At 58.8% G+C, this 22445-nt stretch carries 17 protein-coding genes, 1 tRNA gene and 1 pseudogene; 15 read left to right on the forward strand and 4 right to left on the reverse strand.

The annotated features are described in order from the left end of the window. Nucleotides 1-75: 75 nt before the first annotated feature. The 9 genes and pseudogenes from ACXYMP_RS02110 (at nt 76) to ACXYMP_RS02150 (ending at nt 10430) form a co-directional block, all read left to right on the forward strand. Nucleotides 76-648: a helix-turn-helix domain-containing protein gene (locus ACXYMP_RS02110; RefSeq protein WP_298567027.1), complete on the forward strand. Its 573-nt coding sequence runs from the start codon at nt 76-78 to the stop codon at nt 646-648. Nucleotides 649-658: 10 nt separating this feature from the next. Beyond that, nucleotides 659-1033, forward strand: coding sequence for a GFA family protein (locus ACXYMP_RS02115; protein WP_298567029.1), 375 nt, complete (start codon nt 659-661; stop codon nt 1031-1033). A gap of 24 nt (nt 1034-1057) precedes the next feature. Then, nucleotides 1058-3508 (forward strand): GcvT family protein, encoded by a 2451-nt coding sequence (locus ACXYMP_RS02120; RefSeq protein ID WP_458904034.1) that lies wholly within the window; start codon nt 1058-1060, stop codon nt 3506-3508. Nucleotides 3509-3516: 8 nt separating this feature from the next. Continuing rightward, nucleotides 3517-4467, forward strand: a complete 951-nt coding sequence (locus tag ACXYMP_RS02125) for a GlxA family transcriptional regulator (RefSeq protein WP_458904036.1) — start codon at nt 3517-3519, stop codon at nt 4465-4467. 39 nt (nt 4468-4506) lie between these two features. Beyond that, nucleotides 4507-7002: pseudogene (locus tag ACXYMP_RS02130) on the forward strand (GcvT family protein); the annotation flags it as partial. Continuing rightward, nucleotides 6999-7550 carry a GNAT family N-acetyltransferase gene (locus ACXYMP_RS02135; RefSeq protein WP_298567035.1) on the forward strand — a complete coding sequence of 184 codons (552 nt, stop codon included), beginning with the start codon at nt 6999-7001 and terminating at the stop codon, nt 7548-7550. The pseudogene ACXYMP_RS02130 and the gene ACXYMP_RS02135, both read left to right, overlap by 4 nt. 90 nt (nt 7551-7640) lie before the next feature. Beyond that, nucleotides 7641-8537, forward strand: a complete 897-nt coding sequence (rarD, locus tag ACXYMP_RS02140) for an EamA family transporter RarD (protein WP_458904039.1) — start codon at nt 7641-7643, stop codon at nt 8535-8537. Nucleotides 8538-8575: 38 nt separating this feature from the next. Beyond that, nucleotides 8576-9223: an RluA family pseudouridine synthase gene (locus ACXYMP_RS02145; RefSeq protein ID WP_458904041.1), complete on the forward strand. Its 648-nt coding sequence runs from the start codon at nt 8576-8578 to the stop codon at nt 9221-9223. Between the two features lie 79 nt (nt 9224-9302). Beyond that, entirely contained in the window at nt 9303-10430 is a 1128-nt protein-coding gene (locus ACXYMP_RS02150) for a beta-ketoacyl-ACP synthase III (protein WP_458904043.1), read from the forward strand. Between the two features lie 48 nt (nt 10431-10478). Here ACXYMP_RS02150 and ACXYMP_RS02155 read toward each other — a convergent pair. Further along, nucleotides 10479-10565, reverse strand: a tRNA-Leu gene (locus tag ACXYMP_RS02155). A 140-nt stretch (nt 10566-10705) separates the two neighbouring features. Here ACXYMP_RS02155 and ACXYMP_RS02160 point away from each other — a divergent pair. Continuing rightward, nucleotides 10706-11692 (forward strand): complex I NDUFA9 subunit family protein, encoded by a 987-nt coding sequence (locus ACXYMP_RS02160; RefSeq protein ID WP_298567043.1) that lies wholly within the window; start codon nt 10706-10708, stop codon nt 11690-11692. 60 nt (nt 11693-11752) lie between these two features. Here the strand turns inward: ACXYMP_RS02160 and ACXYMP_RS02165 are convergent, their stop codons facing one another. After that, entirely contained in the window at nt 11753-12556 is an 804-nt protein-coding gene (locus tag ACXYMP_RS02165) for an undecaprenyl-diphosphate phosphatase (protein ID WP_298567045.1), read from the reverse strand. A gap of 219 nt (nt 12557-12775) precedes the next feature. Between ACXYMP_RS02165 and ACXYMP_RS02170 the strand changes: the two genes are divergently transcribed. Together ACXYMP_RS02170 and gltB are read left to right on the forward strand one after the other, a co-directional pair. Further along, nucleotides 12776-14209 carry an NAD(P)-dependent oxidoreductase gene (locus ACXYMP_RS02170; protein ID WP_298567048.1) on the forward strand — a complete coding sequence of 478 codons (1434 nt, stop codon included), beginning with the start codon at nt 12776-12778 and terminating at the stop codon, nt 14207-14209. 60 nt (nt 14210-14269) lie between these two features. Then, nucleotides 14270-18808 carry a glutamate synthase large subunit gene (gltB, locus tag ACXYMP_RS02175; protein WP_458904046.1) on the forward strand — a complete coding sequence of 1513 codons (4539 nt, stop codon included), beginning with the start codon at nt 14270-14272 and terminating at the stop codon, nt 18806-18808. A 48-nt stretch (nt 18809-18856) separates the two neighbouring features. Here the strand turns inward: gltB and ACXYMP_RS02180 are convergent, their stop codons facing one another. Next, nucleotides 18857-19363: a hydrolase gene (locus ACXYMP_RS02180; RefSeq protein ID WP_298567053.1), complete on the reverse strand. Its 507-nt coding sequence runs from the start codon at nt 19361-19363 to the stop codon at nt 18857-18859. Between the two features lie 98 nt (nt 19364-19461). Here ACXYMP_RS02180 and mtgA point away from each other — a divergent pair, with 98 nt between their 5' ends. The 3 genes from mtgA to queG are packed head-to-tail and all read left to right on the forward strand — an operon-like array spanning nt 19462 to nt 21953. Next, complete coding sequence (gene mtgA, locus ACXYMP_RS02185) at nt 19462-20202, forward strand: monofunctional biosynthetic peptidoglycan transglycosylase (RefSeq protein ID WP_298567055.1); 741 nt, start codon at nt 19462-19464, stop codon at nt 20200-20202. A gap of 54 nt (nt 20203-20256) precedes the next feature. Continuing rightward, nucleotides 20257-20922, forward strand: coding sequence for an FtsZ-binding protein FzlA (gene fzlA / locus ACXYMP_RS02190; protein WP_458904049.1), 666 nt, complete (start codon nt 20257-20259; stop codon nt 20920-20922). Then, nucleotides 20919-21953: a tRNA epoxyqueuosine(34) reductase QueG gene (queG, locus tag ACXYMP_RS02195; RefSeq protein WP_298567059.1), complete on the forward strand. Its 1035-nt coding sequence runs from the start codon at nt 20919-20921 to the stop codon at nt 21951-21953. The genes fzlA and queG overlap by 4 nt, the downstream gene beginning before the upstream one ends. A 24-nt stretch (nt 21954-21977) precedes the next feature. On the opposite strand, the gene ACXYMP_RS02200 is transcribed toward queG, so the two are convergent. Next, nucleotides 21978-22409 carry a hypothetical protein gene (locus tag ACXYMP_RS02200; RefSeq protein WP_458904051.1) on the reverse strand — a complete coding sequence of 144 codons (432 nt, stop codon included), beginning with the start codon at nt 22407-22409 and terminating at the stop codon, nt 21978-21980. Nucleotides 22410-22445 lie beyond the last annotated feature (36 nt).

Consider the following 22445-nt stretch of genomic DNA (forward strand, 5'->3'; position numbering starts at 1 on the left):
ATCATCTCTTCGCCCCATCGTGAAAAAAGACGTGAAAATTTCACGTAGGGTTTCAAGCCGTGAGGAATGTTAAGGATGCTGCACAGTGATCCCGCCTCAAACAGAAGCCTCGGCGCGGATATTCGCGCGCTGCGCAAGTCGCGCGGGCTGACGCTGACCGAGTTGGCCGCTGCGCTTGGCCGCTCGGTCGGGTGGCTTAGTCAGGTTGAGCGTGACAAATCCGACCCATCGATTTCGGACTTGCGGGTTATTGCCAAGGCGCTGGGCGTGCCGATGTCGCTGTTATTTGCGCATACTTCTGCCTTGGCTGATGAGCAGGGATATGTCGTGCGTGCGGGAGCGCGCCGCCCGATGGGGTCTGGCGACGAGGGGCTGATTGAAGAACTGCTTTCGCCGGACCTGACGGATGATTTTGAAGTGATTCATTCCACGTTCAAGCCGCGTTCGAAAATGCAGACACCGGCGCTGCGCCCAACGCAAGAGCTTGGCTATATGGTGGCCGGAAAACTCGATCTGACAATCGGTGGCCGCCGTTTCACCGTCGGGCCGGGTGACAGTTTTCGCATCCGTAACGAACTGCACGAATGGGCCAACCCCTATGACGAACCCGCCGTCGCCGTGTGGGTCATCGCCCCGCCGGTGTATTAAGGAGATCGCCATGCTGAAAGGAAGCTGCCTCTGCGGCAATATCCAATTCGAAACGTCCGCGAGGCCGAAGGGCAATTCGATGTGCCACTGCGGTCAGTGCCGCAAACAATCCGGCGGGATTTGGTCGTCTGCCTATGTGCCGGAACGCGACCTGACAATCACGGGTGACGTGTCCTGGTATGCGGCCAGCCCCACGGCCAAGCGCGGTTTCTGCGCGTCCTGCGGGTCGTTTCTGTTCTGGAAAGCCCATGACGATGACACGATCAGTTTCTCGTTGGGTGCCATCGACGGCCCAACCGGTCTGACACTGGAAAAGCACATCTTTGTTGCCGACAAAGGCGACTATTACGACATCACAGACGGCCTGCCGCAAAGCGCGCAGTGACACCCAAAATGGACGGAGCCCAAAATGTCTGATTTCCCCACCAAAGCCCGCGTCGTCATCATCGGCGGCGGTGTCGTCGGCGCCTCGTCGCTGTATCACCTTGCCAAGAAGGGTTGGACTGACTGCGTTCTGCTGGAAAAGAACGAGCTGACGGCGGGGTCTACATGGCACGCGGCGGGCAATGTTCCGACCTTCTCAACCTCATGGGCGATTATGAACATGCAGCGCTATTCGACCGAGCTTTATGCGCGGTTGGGCGACGAGGTGGATTATCCGATGAACTACCACGTCACCGGGTCGATCCGTTTGGCGCATACGAAGGAACGGATGCAGGAGTTTCAGCGTGCAGCTTCGATGGGTCGTTATCAAGGAATGGATATCGAGATCCTGACCCCGGATGAAACCAAGGCGCGGTATCCGTTTCTCGAAACGCATGATCTTGTGGGTGCGCTGTATGATCCGCATGACGGTGACATAGACCCGGCGCAGTTGACGCAGGCTCTGGCAAAAGGCGCGCGCGATATGGGCGCCAAGATTGTGCGGTTCTGTCCGGCAAATGGCGTCACCCAGCACGATGACGGCACGTGGACCGTCCACACCGAAAAGGGCGACATTGCTTGCGATTATGTGGTGAACGCGGCCGGGTATTATGCCCAGCGCGTCGGTGAGTGGTTCAAACCGTATGGAGGGCGCACCGTGCCGATGATGGTGATGAGCCACCAATATCTATTGTCCGAAGAAATCCCTGAAATAGAGACTTATACTAAAGAAACCGGGAAGAAGCTGCCTCTGCTGCGGGATGTGGATGTGTCGTACTATCTGAGGCAGGAAAAGCACGGCTTCAACCTTGGCCCTTATGAGCCTAACTGCCGCGCTCATTGGGCAACTGACGACGACCCGATGCCCGACGATTTCAGCTTCCAGCTTTGGAACGATGATCTGGACCGGATCGAGGATATTGTCACGGATGCGATGGAACGTGTCCCTGCGCTGGGCACAGCAGGCGTGTCGCGCGTGATCAACGGCCCGATCCCCTATGCGCCCGATGGGTTGCCCCTGATCGGCCCGATGCCCGGTGTGAAAAACGCGTTTGAGGCGTGCGTATTTACTTTCGGCATTGCCCAAGGCGGTGGAGCAGGCAAGGTGCTGGCGGAATGGATCGTCGACGGGGCGACCGAATGGGATATGTGGGCGTGTGATCCGCGCCGTTACACTGACTACACCGATCACGACTATTGCGTGCAGAAAGGGATGGAGGTTTATGGCAACGAATATGCCATGCATTTCCCCCACCACGAATGGCCCGCCGCACGTGACAAAAAGCTGTCACCCATCCATGACAAAGTGATCGCCGCTGGTGGCGTAATGGGTGTCTATAACGGCTGGGAACGCGCGAATTGGTACGCCAAGCCCGGTGACGATACCTCGCTTGAGGCAACGCATACATGGGGTCGCTCGGGCCCGTGGGAGCAACGTATCCGCGAAGAATGCGAGGCCGTACGTGACGGTGTGGGCGTGCTGGACCTGCCGGGGTTTTCGCGCTTCAACCTGTCGGGCGTTGGCGCGGCGGAATGGCTGCGCGGCATGTGCATCGGGGGCTTGCCCAAAGTGGGGCGGATGAACCTGCTGTATTTCGCCGATACCCGTGGCCGCATCCTGACCGAGATGTCGTGTATGCGCCACGCCGACGACTTCTTTACCCTGATCACCGCCGCCACGGCGCAATGGCATGACTTCGAAGTGCTGGCCCGCGCGTTGCCAGCGGGACTTAGCCTGACGGACCATACAAGAGACTATTCCACCCTGATTGTCACTGGACCCAAGGCCCGTGATCTGTTCGAAGGTCTGGGAACCCAGGCCGATCTGACCGCGCCTTGGCTGTCGCATCAGCCCGCGAGCGTGGCTGGGGTCGACTGCGCCCTCGCGCGGGTCAGCTTTGCCGGGGAACTGGGTTGGGAAATCCACGCCGAGAACGCCAATATCCCCGCACTTTACGATGCAGTGATCGGGGCGGGTGCCAAGCCCTTCGGCATGTATGCGCTGGACAGTCTGCGGCTTGAGAAAGGGTATCGCGCGTGGAAAGGCGACCTGTCCACCGACTACACCATGTTCGAGGGCGGGCTGGATCGTTTCGTGCGTCTGGACAAGCCGCAAGACTTCCCGGGCAAAGCGGCGCTGCGGGCCGAAGCCAAAACCGGCCCGAAGAAGCGCTTTGTCACGATGATCGTCGACGCGGGGGATACCGACGCGCCCTATATGTCGTGCATTTGGCATGACGGTCAGATTGTCGGCGAAACCACGTCTGGCGGCTGGGGCTATCGCGTGGGTGCCTCGATCGCGCTGGGTATGGTGCGCGCTGATCTGGCAACCCCCGGCACCGAGCTTCAGGTCGAGATCTACGGCGAACGACGTCCCGCAATCGTGCAGCCCGACCAACCGCTTTGGGATCCGAACAACGAACGGCTGCGTGCGTGATGAACGCGATGCCGCCCCCACCGATCCTTGTCGATATTCTGGTCGCGGACGGCTTCGTACTGACCGAATTCACTGCCGTTGTCGAACTGCTGCGCACCGCCAATCGGGTGTCCGCTCGGGAAGCGTTTCGATGGCACTGGCTGTCGCGTCGCGGCGGCCCAGTCACCTGTCGCGCCGCGATCACCATCGACACGGAACCGACAGACGCCAAGCCATCTGCGAACTACGTGTTCGTGCTTGGCAACTCGAACCCTGACGCGCCCGACCTGTCCCTGCGCAAAGAGATCAGAGCCTATCAATGGTCCGGCACACGGGTATTTTTGCTGTCAGAAGCCGCCAGCCGCTATATCGCCGAAACGGGTGAGCAATTGATGAGCCATACGACCCACTGGGAAAATCGTGCGCTTCTGAACGAACGCGGCACGCCGGGCACCGGGTCATATGCGCTGGCTGCTGATGACGGAAAGATTACCACCAGCGCCGGAATGGGCGCGACCTATGACCTTGTGCTGGGAACGCTAAGCGGTCACATCAGTGCGGCCTCGGTCGCAACGGTCGCGGATATCTTCCTGCACGAAACGATCCGCACATCCTCGACCCTTCAGCCATTCGGAGGGAAAGAGCTCACGCGCACCGGCAATCGGTCGCTCGACCAATGCGTCGAACTGATGCAGGCAAATTTGGAAGACCCGCTGCGGATTTCCGAGCTTGTGGGACACCTCAACATCTCAGAGCGATCGCTGGAACGCCAGTTCCGCGCACATTTTGGCACGACGCCGAATACCTATTATCGCGAGTTGCGGTTGAACCACGCCAATACCCTGCTTCTGAAAACCTCGATGAGTGTTCGCGATGTCGGGCTGGCTTGTGGATTTCCCAATGGGTTTTCGACTCTATTCCGGCGGCATTTTGGTGTGACACCGATGGCGCTTAGGCGAACGCGGGTCCGATGTGGATGAGATAATTCCGACAAAAATGGCGGAAAAAGAAGATTTCGATCCTCACAATCGTGCAACCGTCAAGCTAAACCCAACAGGAGTGTTGCTATGAGTCTTCCCACCCATGCCCGTGTTGTCATCATCGGAGGCGGCGTGATCGGATGTTCTGTCGCCTATCACCTTGCCAAACTCGGCTGGAAAGATGTCATTTTGCTAGAACGCAAGCAACTGACCTCTGGCACCACGTGGCATGCGGCCGGATTGATCGGACAACTTCGGACGTCATCGAATATGACGAAGCTCGCCAAATACTCGGCGGATTTGTATCTGGGGTTGGAGGCAGAAACAGGCGTTGCAACCGGGATGCGGCAGTGCGGGTCGGTGTCGGTGGCCCTGACCGACGAGCGGCGCGAGGAACTATACCGCAGCGCCGCCATGGCGCGTGCCTTTGGTGTCGCGTGCGAGGAACTATCGCCTGCCGAGGTGAAAGAGCGTTACGAGCACATCAATCTTGAGGGCGTGACAGGTGGCATCTGGCTGCCCACCGATGGGCAAGCGGACCCGGCCAATATTGCGTTGGCGATGGCCAAGGGCGCGCGGCAAAACGGTGCGGTTATCAAGGAACGCGCGAACGTTACCCACATCGCGCGTGACGGGCGCAAGGTCACCGGCGTTGACTGGGTGTCGGATGATGGGGCGGAACAGGGTCACATTGCGTGCGATATGATCGTCAATTGCGCGGGCATGTGGGGCCGTGAGGTTGGCAAGATGGCGGGCGTGAACGTGCCGCTGCACGCCTGCGAGCATTTCTATATTGTCACCGAAGGCATCAAAGGACTGACCCAAATGCCGGTGCTGCGGGTGCCGGATGAATGTGCCTATTACAAGGAAGATGCGGGCAAAATCCTACTGGGCGCGTTTGAACCTAACGCCAAGCCATGGGCGATGGAGGGCATTCCCGACACGTTCGAATTTGACCAGCTGCCCGAAGACTTCGACCATTTCGAGCCGATCCTGGAAGCCGCCTGCAACCGGATGCCGATGTTGGCCGAGGCCGGTATTCACACCTTCTTCAACGGCCCGGAAAGCTTCACGCCGGATGATGCCTATCACCTTGGCCTTGCGCCCGAGATGGACAATGTCTGGGTCGCGGCGGGCTTTAACTCGATCGGTATTCAGTCGGCGGGCGGTGCCGGGATGGCGCTGGCGCAGTGGATGGAAGACGGGCAAAAACCCTTCGATCTGGGCGATGTGGATATCAGCCGAATGCACCCGTTTCAGGTAAATAGACACTATCTTTATGAGCGGTCGAAAGAGACGCTGGGCCTGCTCTATGCCGACCACTTCCCGTTTCGCCAGAAAGCCACAGCGCGCGGTGTGCGACGCACGCCATTCCACCAGCACCTGCTGGATCAGGGCGCGGTCATGGGCGAAACCGCAGGCTGGGAACGGGCCAACTGGTTTGCCCGCGAAGGGCAAGCGCGTGAATACGAATACACTTGGGGTCGCGCTAACTGGTTTGACAATGCCGCCGAAGAACACCGGGCAGTTCGCGAGAATGTCGGTATGTATGACATGTCGTCCTTCGGCAAAATCCGCGTCGAAGGCCCGGATGCTGAGGCGTTTCTGAACAAGGTTTGCGGTGCCGACATGTCGGTGCCCGTCGGCAAGATCGTCTACACCCAGTTCCTGAACGCTCGCGCCGGGATCGAGGCTGATGTGACCGTCACCCGCCTGTCGGAAACCGCCTATCTGGTCGTCACGCCTTCGGGCACGCGACTGGCAGACGAGACCTGGATGCGCCGCCATGTCGGTGACGCCCGCGTCGTGATCACCGATGTGACCGCAGGCGAAGGTGTGCTGGCCGTTATGGGGCCGAACGCCCGCACTTTATTGCAACGTGTCAGCACTGGCGATTTCAGCAACGCCGTTAATCCCTTCGGCACCGCGCAAGAGATCGAACTGGGGATGGGTCTGGCCCGCGCCCACCGCGTGTCTTACGTGGGTGAGCTAGGGTGGGAGCTTTACGTCTCGTCCGAGATGGCGTGCCATGCGTTTGAGACCCTGTTTGAAGCCGGACAAGACATGGGGTTGAAGCTGTGCGGGATGCACATGATGGACAATTGCCGGATCGAAAAGGGCTTCCGCCACTTCGGCCATGACATCACCTGTGAAGACCACGTGTTAGAGGCCGGTCTGGGATTTGCCGTGAAGGTCGAAAAGCCCGACTTCATCGGCCGCGACGCCGTTCTGGCAAAGAAGGAAAGCGGGCTTGAGATGCGAATGGTGCAGTTCAAGCTGACCGATCCCGAGCCGCTTCTCTATCACAAGGAACCTGTCATCCGTGATGGCGAGATCGTGGGATACCTGAGTTCTGGCGCTTATGGCCACCACTTGGGCGGCGCGATCGGTATGGGATATGTGCCGTGTCAGGGTGAAACAGTGTCTGATATTCTGGCCTCCACCTACGAGATCGACGTGGCCGGCACGCGGGTGAAAGCCGAAGCGTCGTTGAAGCCGATGTATGACCCGAAATCGGAACGGGTGCGTGAATGAGCTTTGACGACCAACCTTGTTTGGAAGGAAGGACAATCGCGCTGCGCGGCTTGCATGCATCGGACCGCACCGGGCTGTTTCGCGCAGCATGTGACCCGGAAACCTGGGCTGGCCACCCCGCGCGGGATCGGTTCAATTCTGACGTGTTCGACCCTTATTTCGACTTCCTTCTGAACGCAGGCGGTACGTGTGTTGTCATGGATTTGACAAGCAACGATCTGATCGGATGTTCGCGCTACTATGTTGGCCCAGATGCGCCCGACGATATCGCGATCGGGTTCACGTTCCTGAACCACAGTTTCTGGGGCGGAGCGGTGAATTTTGAGCTTAAAACCCTGATGCTGGATCACGCCTTTTCGACCTTTGACCGGGTCTGGTTTCACATCGACCCGACAAATATTCGCTCGCAAAAAGCCACCGCAAAGCTTGGGGCAGTTTTGATGGCGAAAAGGGAGCTCGAACTAACCGGAGCCGGGAAAAAGGCGACATGGCTTTGTTACGCTCTTGACCGGGACGCCTGGACGCGCGTGAAAGCTGCCAAGCGATGAACCATCACGTTTCGTTATGAAACAGCGCACGGAAATCCCGCTATCGCTTCCCGCCCCAACTGCCCTACAAACAGGGGAAAGGAGCGCGCGATGACGACGAAGCCAGAAAATGTGGATACCCCGCAGGGGTTGGGGCTGGCCATTTCGGCCTATTTCCTGTGGGGGTTCTTGCCGCTCTATATGAAAGCCGTGGCACATATGCCTGCAATCGAGGTGGTCGCGCACCGGGTTATCTGGTCTGTTCCGGTCGCGGGGGTCATCCTGATCGCCACGGGTCGCACCCGCGCCTTACGCGAGGCGATCGCAAATCCGCGGATGCTCATGTTGGCGGTTTTGACTGCGGGGCTGATCTCGGTGAACTGGGGTATCTACGTCTGGGCAATTGCGCATGAACAGGCCCTAGAGGCCGCGTTAGGCTATTATATCAACCCGCTGTTCTCGATCTTACTTGGCACGGTTTTGCTGGGCGAACGGATGAACCGCGCGCAGATGGTTGCCGTGGCACTGGCCTTTATCGCTGTCGTGATCCTGACCCTTGATGCGGGCAGGCTGCCGGTGGTGGCGATTGGCCTCACGCTGACATGGGGGTTTTATGCGCTGTGCAAGAAATCCCTGCCCATCGGCCCCAATCAGGGCTTCTTGCTCGAGGTGCTAATCCTGCTGATCCCCGCGCTTGGGTGCATGGTGTGGCTGACCGCGCAGGGGCAAAGCCATTTTCTGCTGACCGGTCTGGACACGGCATTGTTGCTGGGCTGCGGCGTGGTGACGGCGGTTCCCCTGATGCTCTATGCCAATGGCGCGAAGCTGTTGCGGCTGTCGACCATCGCGATCCTGCAATACATCGCGCCGACAATGATCTTTCTGGTCGCGGTGTTCGTGTTTGGTGAACCCTTTGAGGGCGCAAAGCAGATCGCCTTTCCGCTGATCTGGCTGGCGCTGGTGATCTATACCACGTCGATGCTGCGCGGAATGCGTCGTCGCCGCTGAGCCTTGCCCGCACGCGGTTCACAGGCTATCTGGCGCGCATGTCAGATGAATACGCCCCGCCCAATGACCCCTTGGTGATCATCCACCAAGACCACGAGCTGTTGCTGGTCGACAAACCTGCGGGGCTGTTGTCGGTGCCGGGCAAGGGTGAACATCTGGCCGATTGCCTGATCGCCCGCATTCAGGCGGTGTTTGCTGACGCATTGCTGGTGCACCGACTGGACCGTGACACGTCAGGCATCATGGTGTTTGCCATGACCCCTCATGCCCAGCGTCATCTAGGCCTTCAGTTCGAGAAGCGGCAGATCAAGAAAGCCTATGTGGCCCGCGTCTGGGGCCGTGTGGCCGAACGCGAAGGCACCGTGGACCTACCGTTGATCGTTGATTGGCCCAACCGCCCCAAGCAACACGTGGATTTCGAGAATGGCAAGCAAGCCATCACTGACTGGAAAGTTCTGAAATACGAAGACACCGCGACCCGCGTTCGCTTGTTTCCCCAAACCGGGCGTAGCCACCAATTGCGGGTGCATATGAAGGAACTCGGCCATCCTATATTGGGCGATCCGTTCTATGCCGACGGCCCTGCCCGTGACGCGCCGCGACTGATGCTGCACGCCGAAAGCCTTCGCCTGCGCCACCCGGATGGCGGTAAAGGGCTAACCTTCAAGGCCAAGTGCCCGTTCTAGGGGGTAGGAGCATGCTTCAGTTCCCCTTGCCGCCCCCATCGCTTCCTGCTTGACTGCAAAGACCTTCAAGGAGACCCACATGTTCCAGCCCGTCATCTCTGGCAGCGGTGTATTCACCCCGGATCAGACCATCACCAACGCCGAACTAGTCGCGGCATTCAATGCCTACGCCGACAAGGTCAACGCCCAGAACGCCCGTGCAATTGAAGCAGGCGAGGTGGCGCCAATCGGGCACTCCAGTGAAGAATTCATCGTGTCCGCTTCGGGCATTTATCAACGCTATGTGATGGACAAGACAGGCGTTCTTGATCCAGATGTCATGCACCCGACCTTGCGCGAACGCACGGATGATGAACCCGGCATCATGACCGAGATGGGCGCCGATGCCTGCAAGAAAGCTTTGGCCAAGGCTGGTCGCACCGCAGACGAGGTCGACCTGATCATTTGCGCAGCCTCGAACCATGAACGCGCCTATCCCGCCATCGCGATTGAAATCCAAGAGGCGCTGGGCGCGGGCGGGTTTGCGTTTGATATGAACGTCGCCTGTTCTTCGGCCACGTTCGGCATTCAGGCGGCTGCGGATATGATCCGGTCGGGGTCTGTGAAGCGTGCACTGGTGGTGAACCCGGAGATCTGTTCGGCGCATCTTGAGTGGCGTGACCGCGATTGCCATTTCATTTTCGGCGACGTCGCCACCGCGACGCTGATCGAACGCAAAGAAGATGCAAAGGGCGACCATTTTGAGATTCTGTCGACCCGCTGCCTGACGCAGTTTTCCAACAACATCCGCAACAATAACGGTTTTTTGCGCCGCACGCGTGAGGAAACGGACAATTTGCCAGACCGGCGCGACATGCAGTTCATGCAAAACGGGCGGAAGGTGTTCAAAGAGGTGTTGCCCATCGTCTCAAAGCACATCTTGGGGCATATCGACGATATCGGTGTGGCACCTGATAATCTGAAGCGGCTGTGGCTGCATCAGGCGAACAAGACGATGAACGACTTCATTGGCAAAAAGGTTCTGGGGCGTGTGCCGGAAGAGGCCGAGCAGCCCAACATCCTGCAAGACTATGCCAACACATCGTCGGCCGGGTCCATCATTGCGTTTTCGAAGTATTCCGACGACCTGAAATCAGGCGATACAGGTGTGATCTGTTCGTTTGGCGCAGGGTATTCGGTCGGATCGGTGATTGTGCGCAAAGCGTGATACGCGCCTTGCAGGCAAGGCGAAGCGGTTCAGAAGTTTTCGGGATTTTGGTGCCCAGAAGAGGACTCGAACCTCCACGTCCATACGGACACTAGCACCTGAAGCTAGCGCGTCTACCAATTCCGCCATCTGGGCACGGTTGGTGAAGCCGCGATGTAAAGTGCGCCGCCAATACTGTCAACCGGATTCGCGGGGTTTTCGCGAATTCGGTTTGCTCCTTGCTCTGGGCGGCTCAGAAAGCTATGCAATCGTCAAGGTTTTCAAGGAGAGCAACCATGTCCAAGCTTGTCACCATCTATGGCGGTTCGGGCTTTGTCGGGCGCTATATCGCGCGCCGCATGGCCAAGCAGGGGTGGCGCGTTCGCGTTGCCGTGCGCCGTCCGAACGAGGCACTGTTCGTCAAGCCCTATGGCGCGGTCGGTCAAGTCGAACCGATCCTGTGCAACATTCGTGATGATGCTTCAGTGCGCGACGCAATGCGTGGCGCGGATGCCGTGGTCAATTGCGTGGGTGTGTTGAATTCGATTGGCAAAAACAACTTCGATGCCGTTCACCACGAAGGCGCAGAGCGAGTCGCCCGCATTGCCGCCGAACAAGGCGTCGGACGGTTGGTGCAGCTGTCGGCCATCGGTGCCGATACCGAAAGCGACAGCGAATATTCCCAAACCAAGGCTCAGGGTGAAGCTGGCGTTCTGGCGGCCTTCCCCGATGCAGTGATCCTGCGGCCTTCGGTGATTTTTGGGCAAGAGGATGAGTTCTTCAACAGGTTCGCGGGCATGACGCGTTTCGGGCCAATCTTGCCGATCACCGGCGGAAGCACTCGGTTCCAGCCAGTTTTCGTGGATGATGTGGCCGCTGCCGCCGAAAAGGCCGTTCTCGGTCAGGCTGCGCCGGGGATTTACGAACTTGGCGGGCCCGAAGTTCTGACCCTGCGCGCGTTGATTGACGTCATGTTGGACGAAGTGCAGCGCCGCCGTTGGGTGATCAACTTGCCGTCTGGAATTGCGCGCCTTCAGGCTGGTGTCTTCGATTTTATTCAGTGGATTTCCGGCGGGCTAATCAAGGCACCGCTGACCCGTGATCAGGTCAGGTCACTGGCGCATGACAATGTGGTCGCGGATGATGCGAAAGGGTTCGCTGAGTTGGGGATTAGCCCAACTGCGATGGAGGCGATCTTGCCCGATTATCTGTGGCGCTACCGTCACGGCGGCCAATACGCCTCGATCCAGCAATCTGCCAAGAACCTGCGCGCGCACGGGTAGTCCGCAGAGGTCAGAAAACACTGAAAGGGCGCGGTCTGGAGCCGCGCCTTTTTCTTTGGGCTACAGGTATGCGATGCCCAACAGCACCACGCCAAGGGCGATGCGATAGATGACATAGGGGGTGAAGCTGACTGACCGCAAAAGCCGCATCATCAGGCTAAGCGCCAGCAGGGCCGACACGAAGGCAAATCCCGCGGCGATCGCGCCATCCTTTGCAACCTGCAGATTGGCAGTGGCGATCACCTCCCCGCCCAGAAGAACACCTGAGGCGAAGATCGTCGGAATAGACATCAGCATAGCCAACTTGGCCCCGTCGGGCCGTTCATATCCCAATGCCCGCGCCCCCGAGATTGTCGCCCCGGACCTGGATGTGCCCGGAATAAGCGCAAGGGCTTGCCACAAGCCCATAATGATCGCATCCCGCAGCGACCAGTCTCCGGCCCTTTTGTGGGTAGGGCCTTTCTGGTCTACCCAATACAGAACCACGCCGAACAGGATCATGGTCCACGCGATAACCTTGACCGACCGCATCGCGTCGTCCAGCCCCGTGATCTTCAGAGCGACGCCTAAGATCACGGCGGGGATGGTTGCGATTGCGAGCAAAAAGGCCAGCTTTGCGCCGGGCGTATCAAGACGGCCTGTCAGCATACGCGGAATGCCGGCCAGCCCCATGCGCACGTCCTTCCAGAAATACAGTATGACAGCGCCAAGCGTGCCGATATGGACCGCAACGTCGATCGCCTGCCCCTGATCTGGCAAGCCGGTCAGGTGGGGCAAAAGCACCAGATGCCCTGACGACGAGACAGGCAGAAACTCGGTGATTCCCTGAATCACAGCGACGAGGAACAGATGGGCAAGCGACATGCAGGGCTTTCCGAATTGCGTTGTTTTGCAAGCTAAACATGCCACTCAGAAAGGGAAAGGCGATTAAAGGTCAATAATAATGACTTAAATTTCCGGAATTTTTTGGCAAAACTACAATTTCTACGAAAAATGCTCAATAAAGGTCAGCTATACTGCCTTTTCATTTATGCGGAGCTTGTTTAAAAGCGCGAGTCCGAGGTCCAGTGACGGAGAGCCAGTATGGCAAAGCAGCCAATGTTGAAATTCGTGAGTGTCGAACGGGATATGCCCGAAAAACGCGCCGCCGATGCGCGCCGCGAAGACTTTCACGAAATCTATGCCGAATTCGCAGCGCAAAAAGCCGCGGAGCAAGCCAGTCGTTGCAGTCAGTGCGGCGTGCCATACTGCCAATCGCATTGCCCGCTTCACAACAACATTCCCGACTGGCTGCGCATGACCGCCTCGGGTCGTCTGAAAGAAGCGTATGACCTGAGCCAGTCCACCAACACCTTCCCCGAGATTTGCGGTCGTATCTGCCCTCAGGACCGCCTGTGCGAAGGCAATTGCGTGATTGAACAATCTGGTCACGGCACGGTTACCATCGGTGCCGTCGAAAAATACATTACCGACACGGCATGGGACAACGGATGGGTTGAACCGATCACACCGACGGCCAAGCGGGATGAAAGCGTTGCGATTATCGGCGCTGGGCCGGGCGGGCTGGCTGCCGCCGACGTGCTGGTGCGTGCAGGTGTCAAGGTGACGGTCTATGACCGCCACGACCGCGCAGGTGGGCTGATGACCTACGGCATTCCCGGCTTCAAACTGGAAAAAGACATCGTGATGCGGCGCGTCAAGCTGCTGGAAGATGCAGGCGTTGCGTTCGTGCTGAACTGTAATGTCGGTGACGATATCTCGTTTCAGGATATTCGCGCCAAGCATGACGCGGTTTTGTTGGCCACGGGCGTTTACAAAAGCCGCGATCTTTCGGGACCGGGGGCTGGCGCAGAAGGTATCGTGCGCGCGATCGACTTCCTGACCTGCTCGAACCGGCTGAACTTTGGTGACACTGTCGCGGAGTATGAAAGCGGCGAGCTGAACGCAGAGGGCAAAAACGTCGTTGTCATCGGGGGTGGTGATACCGCGATGGACTGCGTGCGCACGGCGATCCGTCAGGGCGCGACATCGGTCAAATGCTTGTATCGCCGTGACCGCGAGAACATGCCCGGATCACAACGTGAAACCCAGAACGCTGAAGAAGAGGGCGTTGAATTTGTCTGGCAGGCAGCGCCGAAAGGTTTTGTCGGCAACCCCGTGACAGGCGTGATCGTTCAGAAAATGCGCCTTGGGGCGCCGGATGCAACCGGTCGCCGCAGCCCAGAAGTGATCGAGGGGTCAGACTATACCGAAGACAGCAACCTTGTGATCAAGGCGCTGGGCTTCGAACCCGAAGATCTGCCAACGCTCTGGGGCGAGAAAGACCTTGCAGTGACGCGCTGGGGCACCGTGAAGGCTGCGTTTGGGACCCACCAGACCGACTTGCCGGGGGTTTGGGCCGTGGGCGACATCGTGCGTGGCGCCTCGCTGGTGGTTTGGGCCATCCGTGACGGGCGCGAAGCCGGAGACAATATTCTTGAGACGCTGAATGCCAAGGCGGCAATCGCAGCGCAGTGACCACATTTTTCCGGGTCTGCAAGGCGATCTCGCCAGCGACCTTCCGTGAGGAGAAACGAAATGACGAACTATGATGCCAACTGGGTGCGCCGCGAAGAAGCCAAGCGCAAGTTCATGTCGGAACACAGCCTGTACCGCGAAGAAGACGAGCACAGCTCTTGCGGTGTGGGTCTTGTTGTGTCCGTCGACGGAACGCCATCGCGCAAAGTGGTCGAGGCCGGCATTAACGCCCTGAAGGCGATCTGGCACCGGGGGGCCGTCGATGCAGATGGAAAAACCGGGGATGGCGCTGGCATCCACGTGCAGATCCCAGTGCCGTTCTTCCACGACCAAATCCGCCGCACCGGCCACGAACCGCATGAGGATCAACTGATTGCTGTCGGTCAGGTGTTTCTGCCGCGCACGGATTTCGGCGCGCAGGAAGCCTGCCGGACAATTGTCGAAACCGAAGTCCTGCGGATGGGCTATTCGATCTACGGCTGGCGCCACGTGCCTGTTGACATCGACTGCCTTGGCGAAAAGGCCAACGCGACCCGCCCCGAGATAGAACAGATCCTGATTTCCAACGCAAAAGGCGTTGACGAAGATCAGTTCGAGCGCGAGCTCTATGTGATCCGTCGCCGGATTGAAAAAGCGGCCGCAACTGCGCAGATCAACGGTCTATACATTGCGTCGCTGTCGTGCCGTTCAATCATCTACAAGGGCATGATGCTGGCCGAACAGGTTGCCGTGTTTTATCCGGATTTGATGGATGAACGGTTCGCGTCGACCTTTGCCATCTACCACCAACGCTATTCGACCAACACCTTCCCGCAATGGTGGTTGGCGCAGCCCTTCCGGATGCTGGCCCATAACGGCGAGATCAACACACTGAAGGGCAACCTGAACTGGATGAAAAGCCACGAGATTCGCATGGCCTCCAGCTTCTTCGGTGATCTGGCTGAGGACATCAAACCGATCGTGCCCGGCGGAAGCTCGGATTCGGCCGCGCTGGACGCGGTGTTCGAGGTTCTGGTGCGCGCCGGCCGGTCCGCGCCGATGGCAAAGACCATGCTGGTGCCTGAAAGCTGGTCGAAACAGGCGGTGGATTTGCCTCAGGCCTGGAAGGACATGTATAGCTATTGCAACAGCGTGATGGAGCCATGGGATGGCCCCGCTGCCTTGGCAATGACGGACGGCCGGTGGGTGTGCGCCGGGCTTGACCGCAATGGCCTGCGTCCGATGCGCTATGTCGTGACGGGCGACGGCTTGGTGATTGCCGGGTCCGAAGCGGGCATGGTCCCGATCGACGAAGCCAGCGTCATCGAGAAAGGCGCGCTTGGTCCGGGGCAACTGTTGGCTGTGGATACAGCAGAGGGCAAACTGTATCGCGACACCGAGATCAAGGACCGTCTGGCTGCTTCGCTCCCATTCGGGGAATGGGTCGGAAAAATCAGCGATCTGGAAACCAACTTGTCAACGATCGACGAGAAACCGATTTATACCGGTGACGAACTGCGCCGCCGTCAGGTTGCCGCCGGGTATACACTGGAAGAGCTGGAACAAATTCTTGCTCCAATGGCCGAGGACGGAAAAGAGGCGCTGGCCTCGATGGGTGACGACACGCCATCGGCGGTGTTGTCGACGAAATACCGTCCACTCAGCCACTTTTTCCGGCAGAATTTTAGCCAGGTAACCAACCCGCCGATCGACAGCTTGCGTGAATTCCGCGTGATGTCGTTGAAGACGCGGTTTGGCAACCTCAAGAACGTTCTCGACGAGAATGGTGGGCAGACCGAAATTATCGTTCTGGACAGCCCATTTCTTGGCAACGAGCAGTTTGTGAAAATGACCGAGGCGTTTAATGCGCCGATGGTTGAAATTGCCTGCACCTTCCCGGCAAATGGCGAAGATGGTGCCTTGCGCATCGCGCTGAAAGACATCCGCGCCAAAGCGGAAGAGGCCGTGCGGTCTGGTGCTGGTCACTTGATCCTGACCGATCAAGGGCAGGACGAAAGCAACATCGCGATGCCGATGATTTTGGCGACATCAGCCATTCACAGTTGGCTTGTAAAGAAGGGTCTGCGGACCTTCACGTCGATCAATGTGCGGTCGGCGGAATGCCTTGACCCGCACTACTTTGCGGTTCTGGTTGGCTGTGGTGCGACCACAGTAAACGCCTATCTGGCAGAAGACAGTCTTGCGGACCGGATTGATCGCAACCTGCTTGATTGCTCGCTGACCGAAGCAGTGCGTCGCTATCGTGAAGCGATCAACCAAGGCCTTCTGAAGATCATGGCGAAGATGGGGATCTCGGTGATCTCGTCCTATCGCGGTGGCCTGAACTTCGAAGCTGTCGGGCTAAGCCGTGCGATGGTTGCCGAATATTTCCCCGGCATGACCTCGCGTATTTCGGGGATCGGTGTGAACGGCATCCAGAAGAAGCTGGAAGACATCCATGCGGCAGGCTACGGCGGCGGCAATCAGGTGCTGCCCGTGGGCGGGTTCTACAAAGCCCGCCGCTCAGGCGAGACGCATGCCTGGGAGGCGCAGTCGATGCATCTGCTGCAATCGGCCTGTGACCGCGCCTCGTTCGAGATGTGGAAGCAGTATTCGGCGCGCATGCGGGCCAATCCGCCGATCCACCTGCGTGACCTTCTGGACATTAAGCCGCTGGGCAAGCCCATTCCGATTGAGGAAGTGGAAAGCATCAACGCGATTCGCAAGCGGTTCGTGACGCCGGGCATGTCGCTGGGTGCGCTCAGCCCCGAAGCACACAAGACGCTGAACGTCGCGATGAACCGCATCGGCGCCAAGTCGGACAGTGGCGAGGGCGGTGAAGATCCCGCGCATTTCCACCCTGAACCGAATGGCGACAATCCGTCGGCGAAGATCAAGCAGGTGGCGTCGGGCCGGTTCGGTGTGACCGCCGAATACCTGAACCAATGCGAAGAGCTTGAAATCAAGGTTGCCCAGGGTGCGAAACCCGGCGAAGGCGGCCAGTTGCCGGGCATGAAGGTCACCGACCTGATTGCCCGTCTGCGTCATTCCACCAAAGGCGTGACGCTGATCTCACCGCCGCCACACCACGACATCTACTCGATCGAGGATCTGGCCCAGCTGATCTATGACCTCAAGCAGATCAACCCGCGCTGTAAGGTGACGGTGAAGCTGGTGGCCGCGTCAGGTGTTGGCACGATTGCAGCAGGCGTGGCGAAGGCCAAGGCCGATGTGATCCTGATTTCGGGCCACAATGGCGGCACGGGTGCGTCGCCCGCGACCTCGATCAAGTTTGCGGGTCTGCCGTGGGAAATGGGTTTGACCGAAGCGCATCAGGTGCTTGCGATGAACAACCTGCGTGGCCGCGTGACATTGCGCACCGATGGCGGCTTGCGCACCGGGCGTGATATCGTCATGGCCGCGATGATGGGGGCCGAGGAATACGGCATCGGCACCGCCGCCCTGATTGCCATGGGCTGTATCATGGTGCGTCAGTGCCAGTCGAACACCTGCCCCGTGGGCGTTTGCACGCAGGACGAAGACCTGCGCGCCAAGTTCACCGGCAGCGCGGACAAGGTGGTCAACCTGATCACGTTCTATGCGCAGGAAGTGCGTGAAATCCTTGCCTCGATCGGGGTGCGGTCACTGGACGAGGTGATCGGACGTGCCGATCTGCTCAGCCAGGTGAGCCGCGGCTCGGCACATTTGGATGACCTTGACCTGAACCCGCTTCTGCTGGTGGTCGATGGCGCGGAAAAGATCGTCTACAACCGCAACCGCGACCGCAATCCTGTGCCTGATACGCTGGATGCCGAAATCGTGCGCGACGCACACCGGTTTCTGGAGGATGGTGAAAAGATGCAGCTGTCCTATACCGTGCAAAACACCCACAGGTCGGTGGGCACACGGATTTCCAGCCATATCGTCAAGCGGTTCGGGATGCGCAACAATTTGCAGCCTGACCACCTGACGGTAAAGCTGCAAGGCTCTGCCGGGCAGTCGCTGGGTGCCTTTGCCGCTCCGGGTCTGAAGGTCGAGGTGTCAGGCGATGCGAACGACTATGTCGGCAAAGGTTTGTCGGGCGGCACAATTGTGGTTCGCCCCCCGCTTGCCAGCCCCCTCGTCGCATCTGAAAACACCATCATCGGCAACACTGTCCTGTATGGTGCAACCGATGGCTACCTGTTCGCCGCAGGGCGCGCCGGCGAGCGGTTCGCTGTGCGCAATTCAGGCGCCAAAGTGGTGATCGAAGGTTGCGGCTCTAATGGGTGCGAATACATGACCGGTGGCGTCGCGGTGATCCTTGGGTCCATCGGATCGAATTTCGGGGCCGGGATGACGGGCGGCATGGCCTATCTTTACGACCCCGACGGTGAAGCGCAGGACCATATGAACATGGAAAGCCTTGTCGTTTGCCCCGTCTCGGTCGACCATTGGGAAGCCGAGCTGAAAGAGCTGGTCGAACGCCACGCCGAAGAAACGCGCAGCCAGAAGGCGATCGAGATCCTGCGCCATTGGGATATGGAAAAGGTGAACTTCCTTCAGATCTGCCCGAAAGAGATGTTGGACAAGCTGACCGCACCGTTAGGTGTCGAAGATACGGCCATCCCTGCCGAATAAGCAGCGAGTGCCGAAACCGATCGGGCGGCCCTTTCGGGCCGCCCTTTTTCATAGCTGAGCAAGCCCAACAACGTAGTTCTTGCCATAGGTCTTGGCGCAGCGCGGACACGTCGTGTAAAAGAACCACACCACAGCGTCTTTGGTGCCCTGTTTTTCAGCAAGATCCTGCATTTGAGCGTGCCAATCCTTGGCCTCGCGAAAACTACCCTCAAAGACCTTGGTGATGAAGTCACCGGACAGTGTCGTCATCTCTTCGTGTTTGACAGGTGTATCGGCTGCGAACAGATGTTCGGCCGTCCATGGCGACAAATCCCGGCTCATCACGACGAAATTTGCCTCGTCATAGGCGCCGGCGTCCTTCATGTGTTCAAACACGCGGGTGAACGTGCTGCCCATATTCATTGGGATATGCAGCACCGATTTCGTTGCAGCCCGCACAAAGGGCTTGTCGCGTAAGTGAAGCGTCAAACCGTCCCATGTTTCGGGCTTGAAACGCGGGCAGCAACCCGTGGGGTTGTCGCTGGTGTCGTAAAAGGGAAGTGCATTGGTTTCCATTGTCCTATCCTTTCCGCCCCCCATTTTATCACGACCAATAGCTGCGCGCCTTGATCCAGACCTTGACCCGCGCCCGCCGCCCATGGTCTGAAAGATATGTGGCAAGAGCAGCGAAAAAGAAGCCAAGTGGCAAACGTAAAACGCGCAAGCAGAAGCGTTTCAAGCTTCACCCGATCCAATGGGTGCGGCGCTGGATCAGGCGTGGTTTGCTTGCAGTTGTTAGCTTTTTCGTTCTGGGGATCGTGGGCTATGCATTCATCAACCCGCCAACGACACCACATATCATCGCTGAGAAAATGCGCCTTGGCTGGGCCGATCATCAATGGGTCGATCTGGAAGAAATCGCCCCGGTCATGGCGCGGTCGGTCGTCGCCGCAGAAGATGCGAATTTCTGTCAACACTGGGGTTTCGATATGCGCGCCATTCGGGCGGCAATTGACGAAGGCGGCGCGCGCGGTGCCTCGACCCTGTCCCAGCAGGTCGTAAAGAACGCCTATCTTTGGCACGGGCGGTCATGGCCACGCAAAGCGCTTGAGGCGGTGATCACCCCCGCCGTCGAACTGGTCTGGACAAAGCGGCGCATTCTGGAGGTCTATCTGAACGTGGCCGAATTCGACGAGGGCATTTTTGGCGTCGAAGCCGCTGCGCGCCACTATTTCGGCGTTGGTCCGGCTGAACTGTCGGCTGTTCAGGCCGCCCGACTTGCCGCGCTTTTGCCCAACCCGAAAGAGCGTTCGGCCTCGCGCCCGTCCCCCTTTGTGCGAAAACGGGCGCAATCCATTGCCGATGGGGCGGCTACGATCCGCGCGGATGGGCGCGCTTCTTGTTTCGAGGATTGATCCCCCGGCGCAAAAACGGCAATACGGTTGAAAGAGAGATTTCTGATACACACCATGAACCGCTTGTTTCACGTCCCACTGTCACCGTTCTGCCGCAAGGTGCGCCTGTCGCTTGCGGAAAAGAAGATCGAGGTCGAGCTGGTTGAAGAGAAATACTGGGAACGAAGCTCAGATTTCCTGCGCCGTAACCCTGCGGGCAAGGTGCCCATCCTGAAAATCGACGGAAAGCTGCTAACGGAAAGCGGGCCGATTTGCGAATACATCGAAGAACGCTATCCGACCCCCGCGCTGTTGCCGGATGATCCTGACGATCGGTATGAAGTGCGCCGCCTTGTCAGCTGGTTCGACGACAAGTTTCACAACGAAGTCACCGCGAATCTGCTGTACGAGCGGGTGAACAAGAAGGTGATGGGCGCGGGCTATCCCGAAAGCCGCAACATCAAGGCCGGCGCGAAGGCGATCAAGTATCACATCGATTACATGGGATGGCTTCTGGACCAGCGGCGCTGGCTGGCGGGCAATTCGATGACGTTGGCAGATTTCGCCGCGGCGGCACATCTGTCATCGCTCGACTATATCAGTGATGTGGATTGGAACCGGAACGAGAACGTGCGCGAATGGTATGCCAAGATCAAATCCAGACCTGCATTTCGGTCGATTCTGGCGGACCAGATTTCTGGTTTTCCGCAGCCTTCGCACTATGCGGATCTTGATTTTTGAACGCCAACGCCCGGCAATCCATCATCGACAAGGCCTTGGAGGAAGGGTTCGGCAAGGTCGGAATATGCCGCCCCGATGCCGTACCTGACATCGCCGAACGGCTGGAGCAGTTCGTGTCAGACGGTCGGCACGGTGATATGGCCTGGATGGGGGAACGGATGCATTGGCGCGGTAATCCCGCCGCCCTCTGGCCCGAAGCCCGGTCGGTTATCATGTTGGCCGAGCCGTATACACCAGCGCATGACCCGATGGCAGTGATAGGCCAGCCAGATCGCGCCGCGATCAGCGTCTACGCTCAGAACCGCGACTATCATGACATCGTCAAGAAACGGCTGAAGCGAGTCGGGCGTTGGATGATCGACAGTTTTGGCGGCGAGATCAAAGTATTCGTCGATACCGCGCCCGTGATGGAAAAACCTTTGGGTGCCGCAGCCGGCCTTGGTTGGCAGGGCAAGCACACCAACCTGCTGTCACGCGATCTGGGCAACTGGTTCTTTCTGGGGGCCGTTTTCACAACGCTCGACTTGCCCACAGATGCGCCGGGGCAGGAAAACTGCGGCAACTGCACCGCCTGTCTGGATGCCTGCCCGACCGATGCCTTTCCTGCGCCCTTCCAGTTAGACGCCCGCCGATGCATTTCCTATCTGACCATCGAACACAAAGGTCCTGTCGACGAGGCGCTGCGCCCAATGCTCGGCAATCGCATATATGGGTGCGATGATTGTCTGGCGGCTTGCCCGTGGAACAAATTCGCAGCCGATGCGCAAGAGATGCGCTATGCCGCTCGCGATGACCTTGTCGCGCCCAAACTGGCCGACCTTGCGCAGCTCGACGACGCGGCTTTTCGCGCTCATTTTTCGGGAAGCCCGGTCAAACGGGTCGGGTTGGCGCGGTTTCTGCGCAATGTGATGTATGCGATTGGCAATTCTGGCGACAGTTCGCTGCTCTGCCATGCACAGGCACATGCGGAGGCATCAGACCCGGTTCTGCGCGATGCCGCCCGCTGGGCTGTTTCCCGGCTGACCACCTAACGCACGCTTCCCGGTGCTGTCCGTTTACGGGGTATCGGTCCCAAATGGCACGTTCATTCGATACGCTTCGACAGCGGCGACAACGCCGTTCACGGCCTGAAATTTGGGATAGGGGCCAAGATGCGACACGCCGATGTCATAGACCACAGTGGTTGCTTGTCCGGGCGTGGCCAGAAGCTCAACCCGCACAGGCACGCCTTTGGCCTCAAACGCCCCGCGCAGTGCGTTGGTGAAGGGCTCGATCAACTGGGCGTCTGTCAGGGGATCCCATGAGACATGCGCCACGATCTCAAGCGGTGGACCGGATTCGTATTGCTGCAGGGCGGCTTTGCTGATGCCCAAGGGTCGCATCGTCGGGTCTTGGGTAATGTAATACCAAACCAAAGCGACCGCGGTTGGCATTGCGACAATGCCGATGATGGCAGCCAACATCCGGTAGCCACGCTGCGAGAACATAAAAAGCTCCTACCCTCTGTCGAGAAGGATAGGAGC

This window comes from Aliiroseovarius sp. CAU 1755 (genome assembly GCF_054482655.1).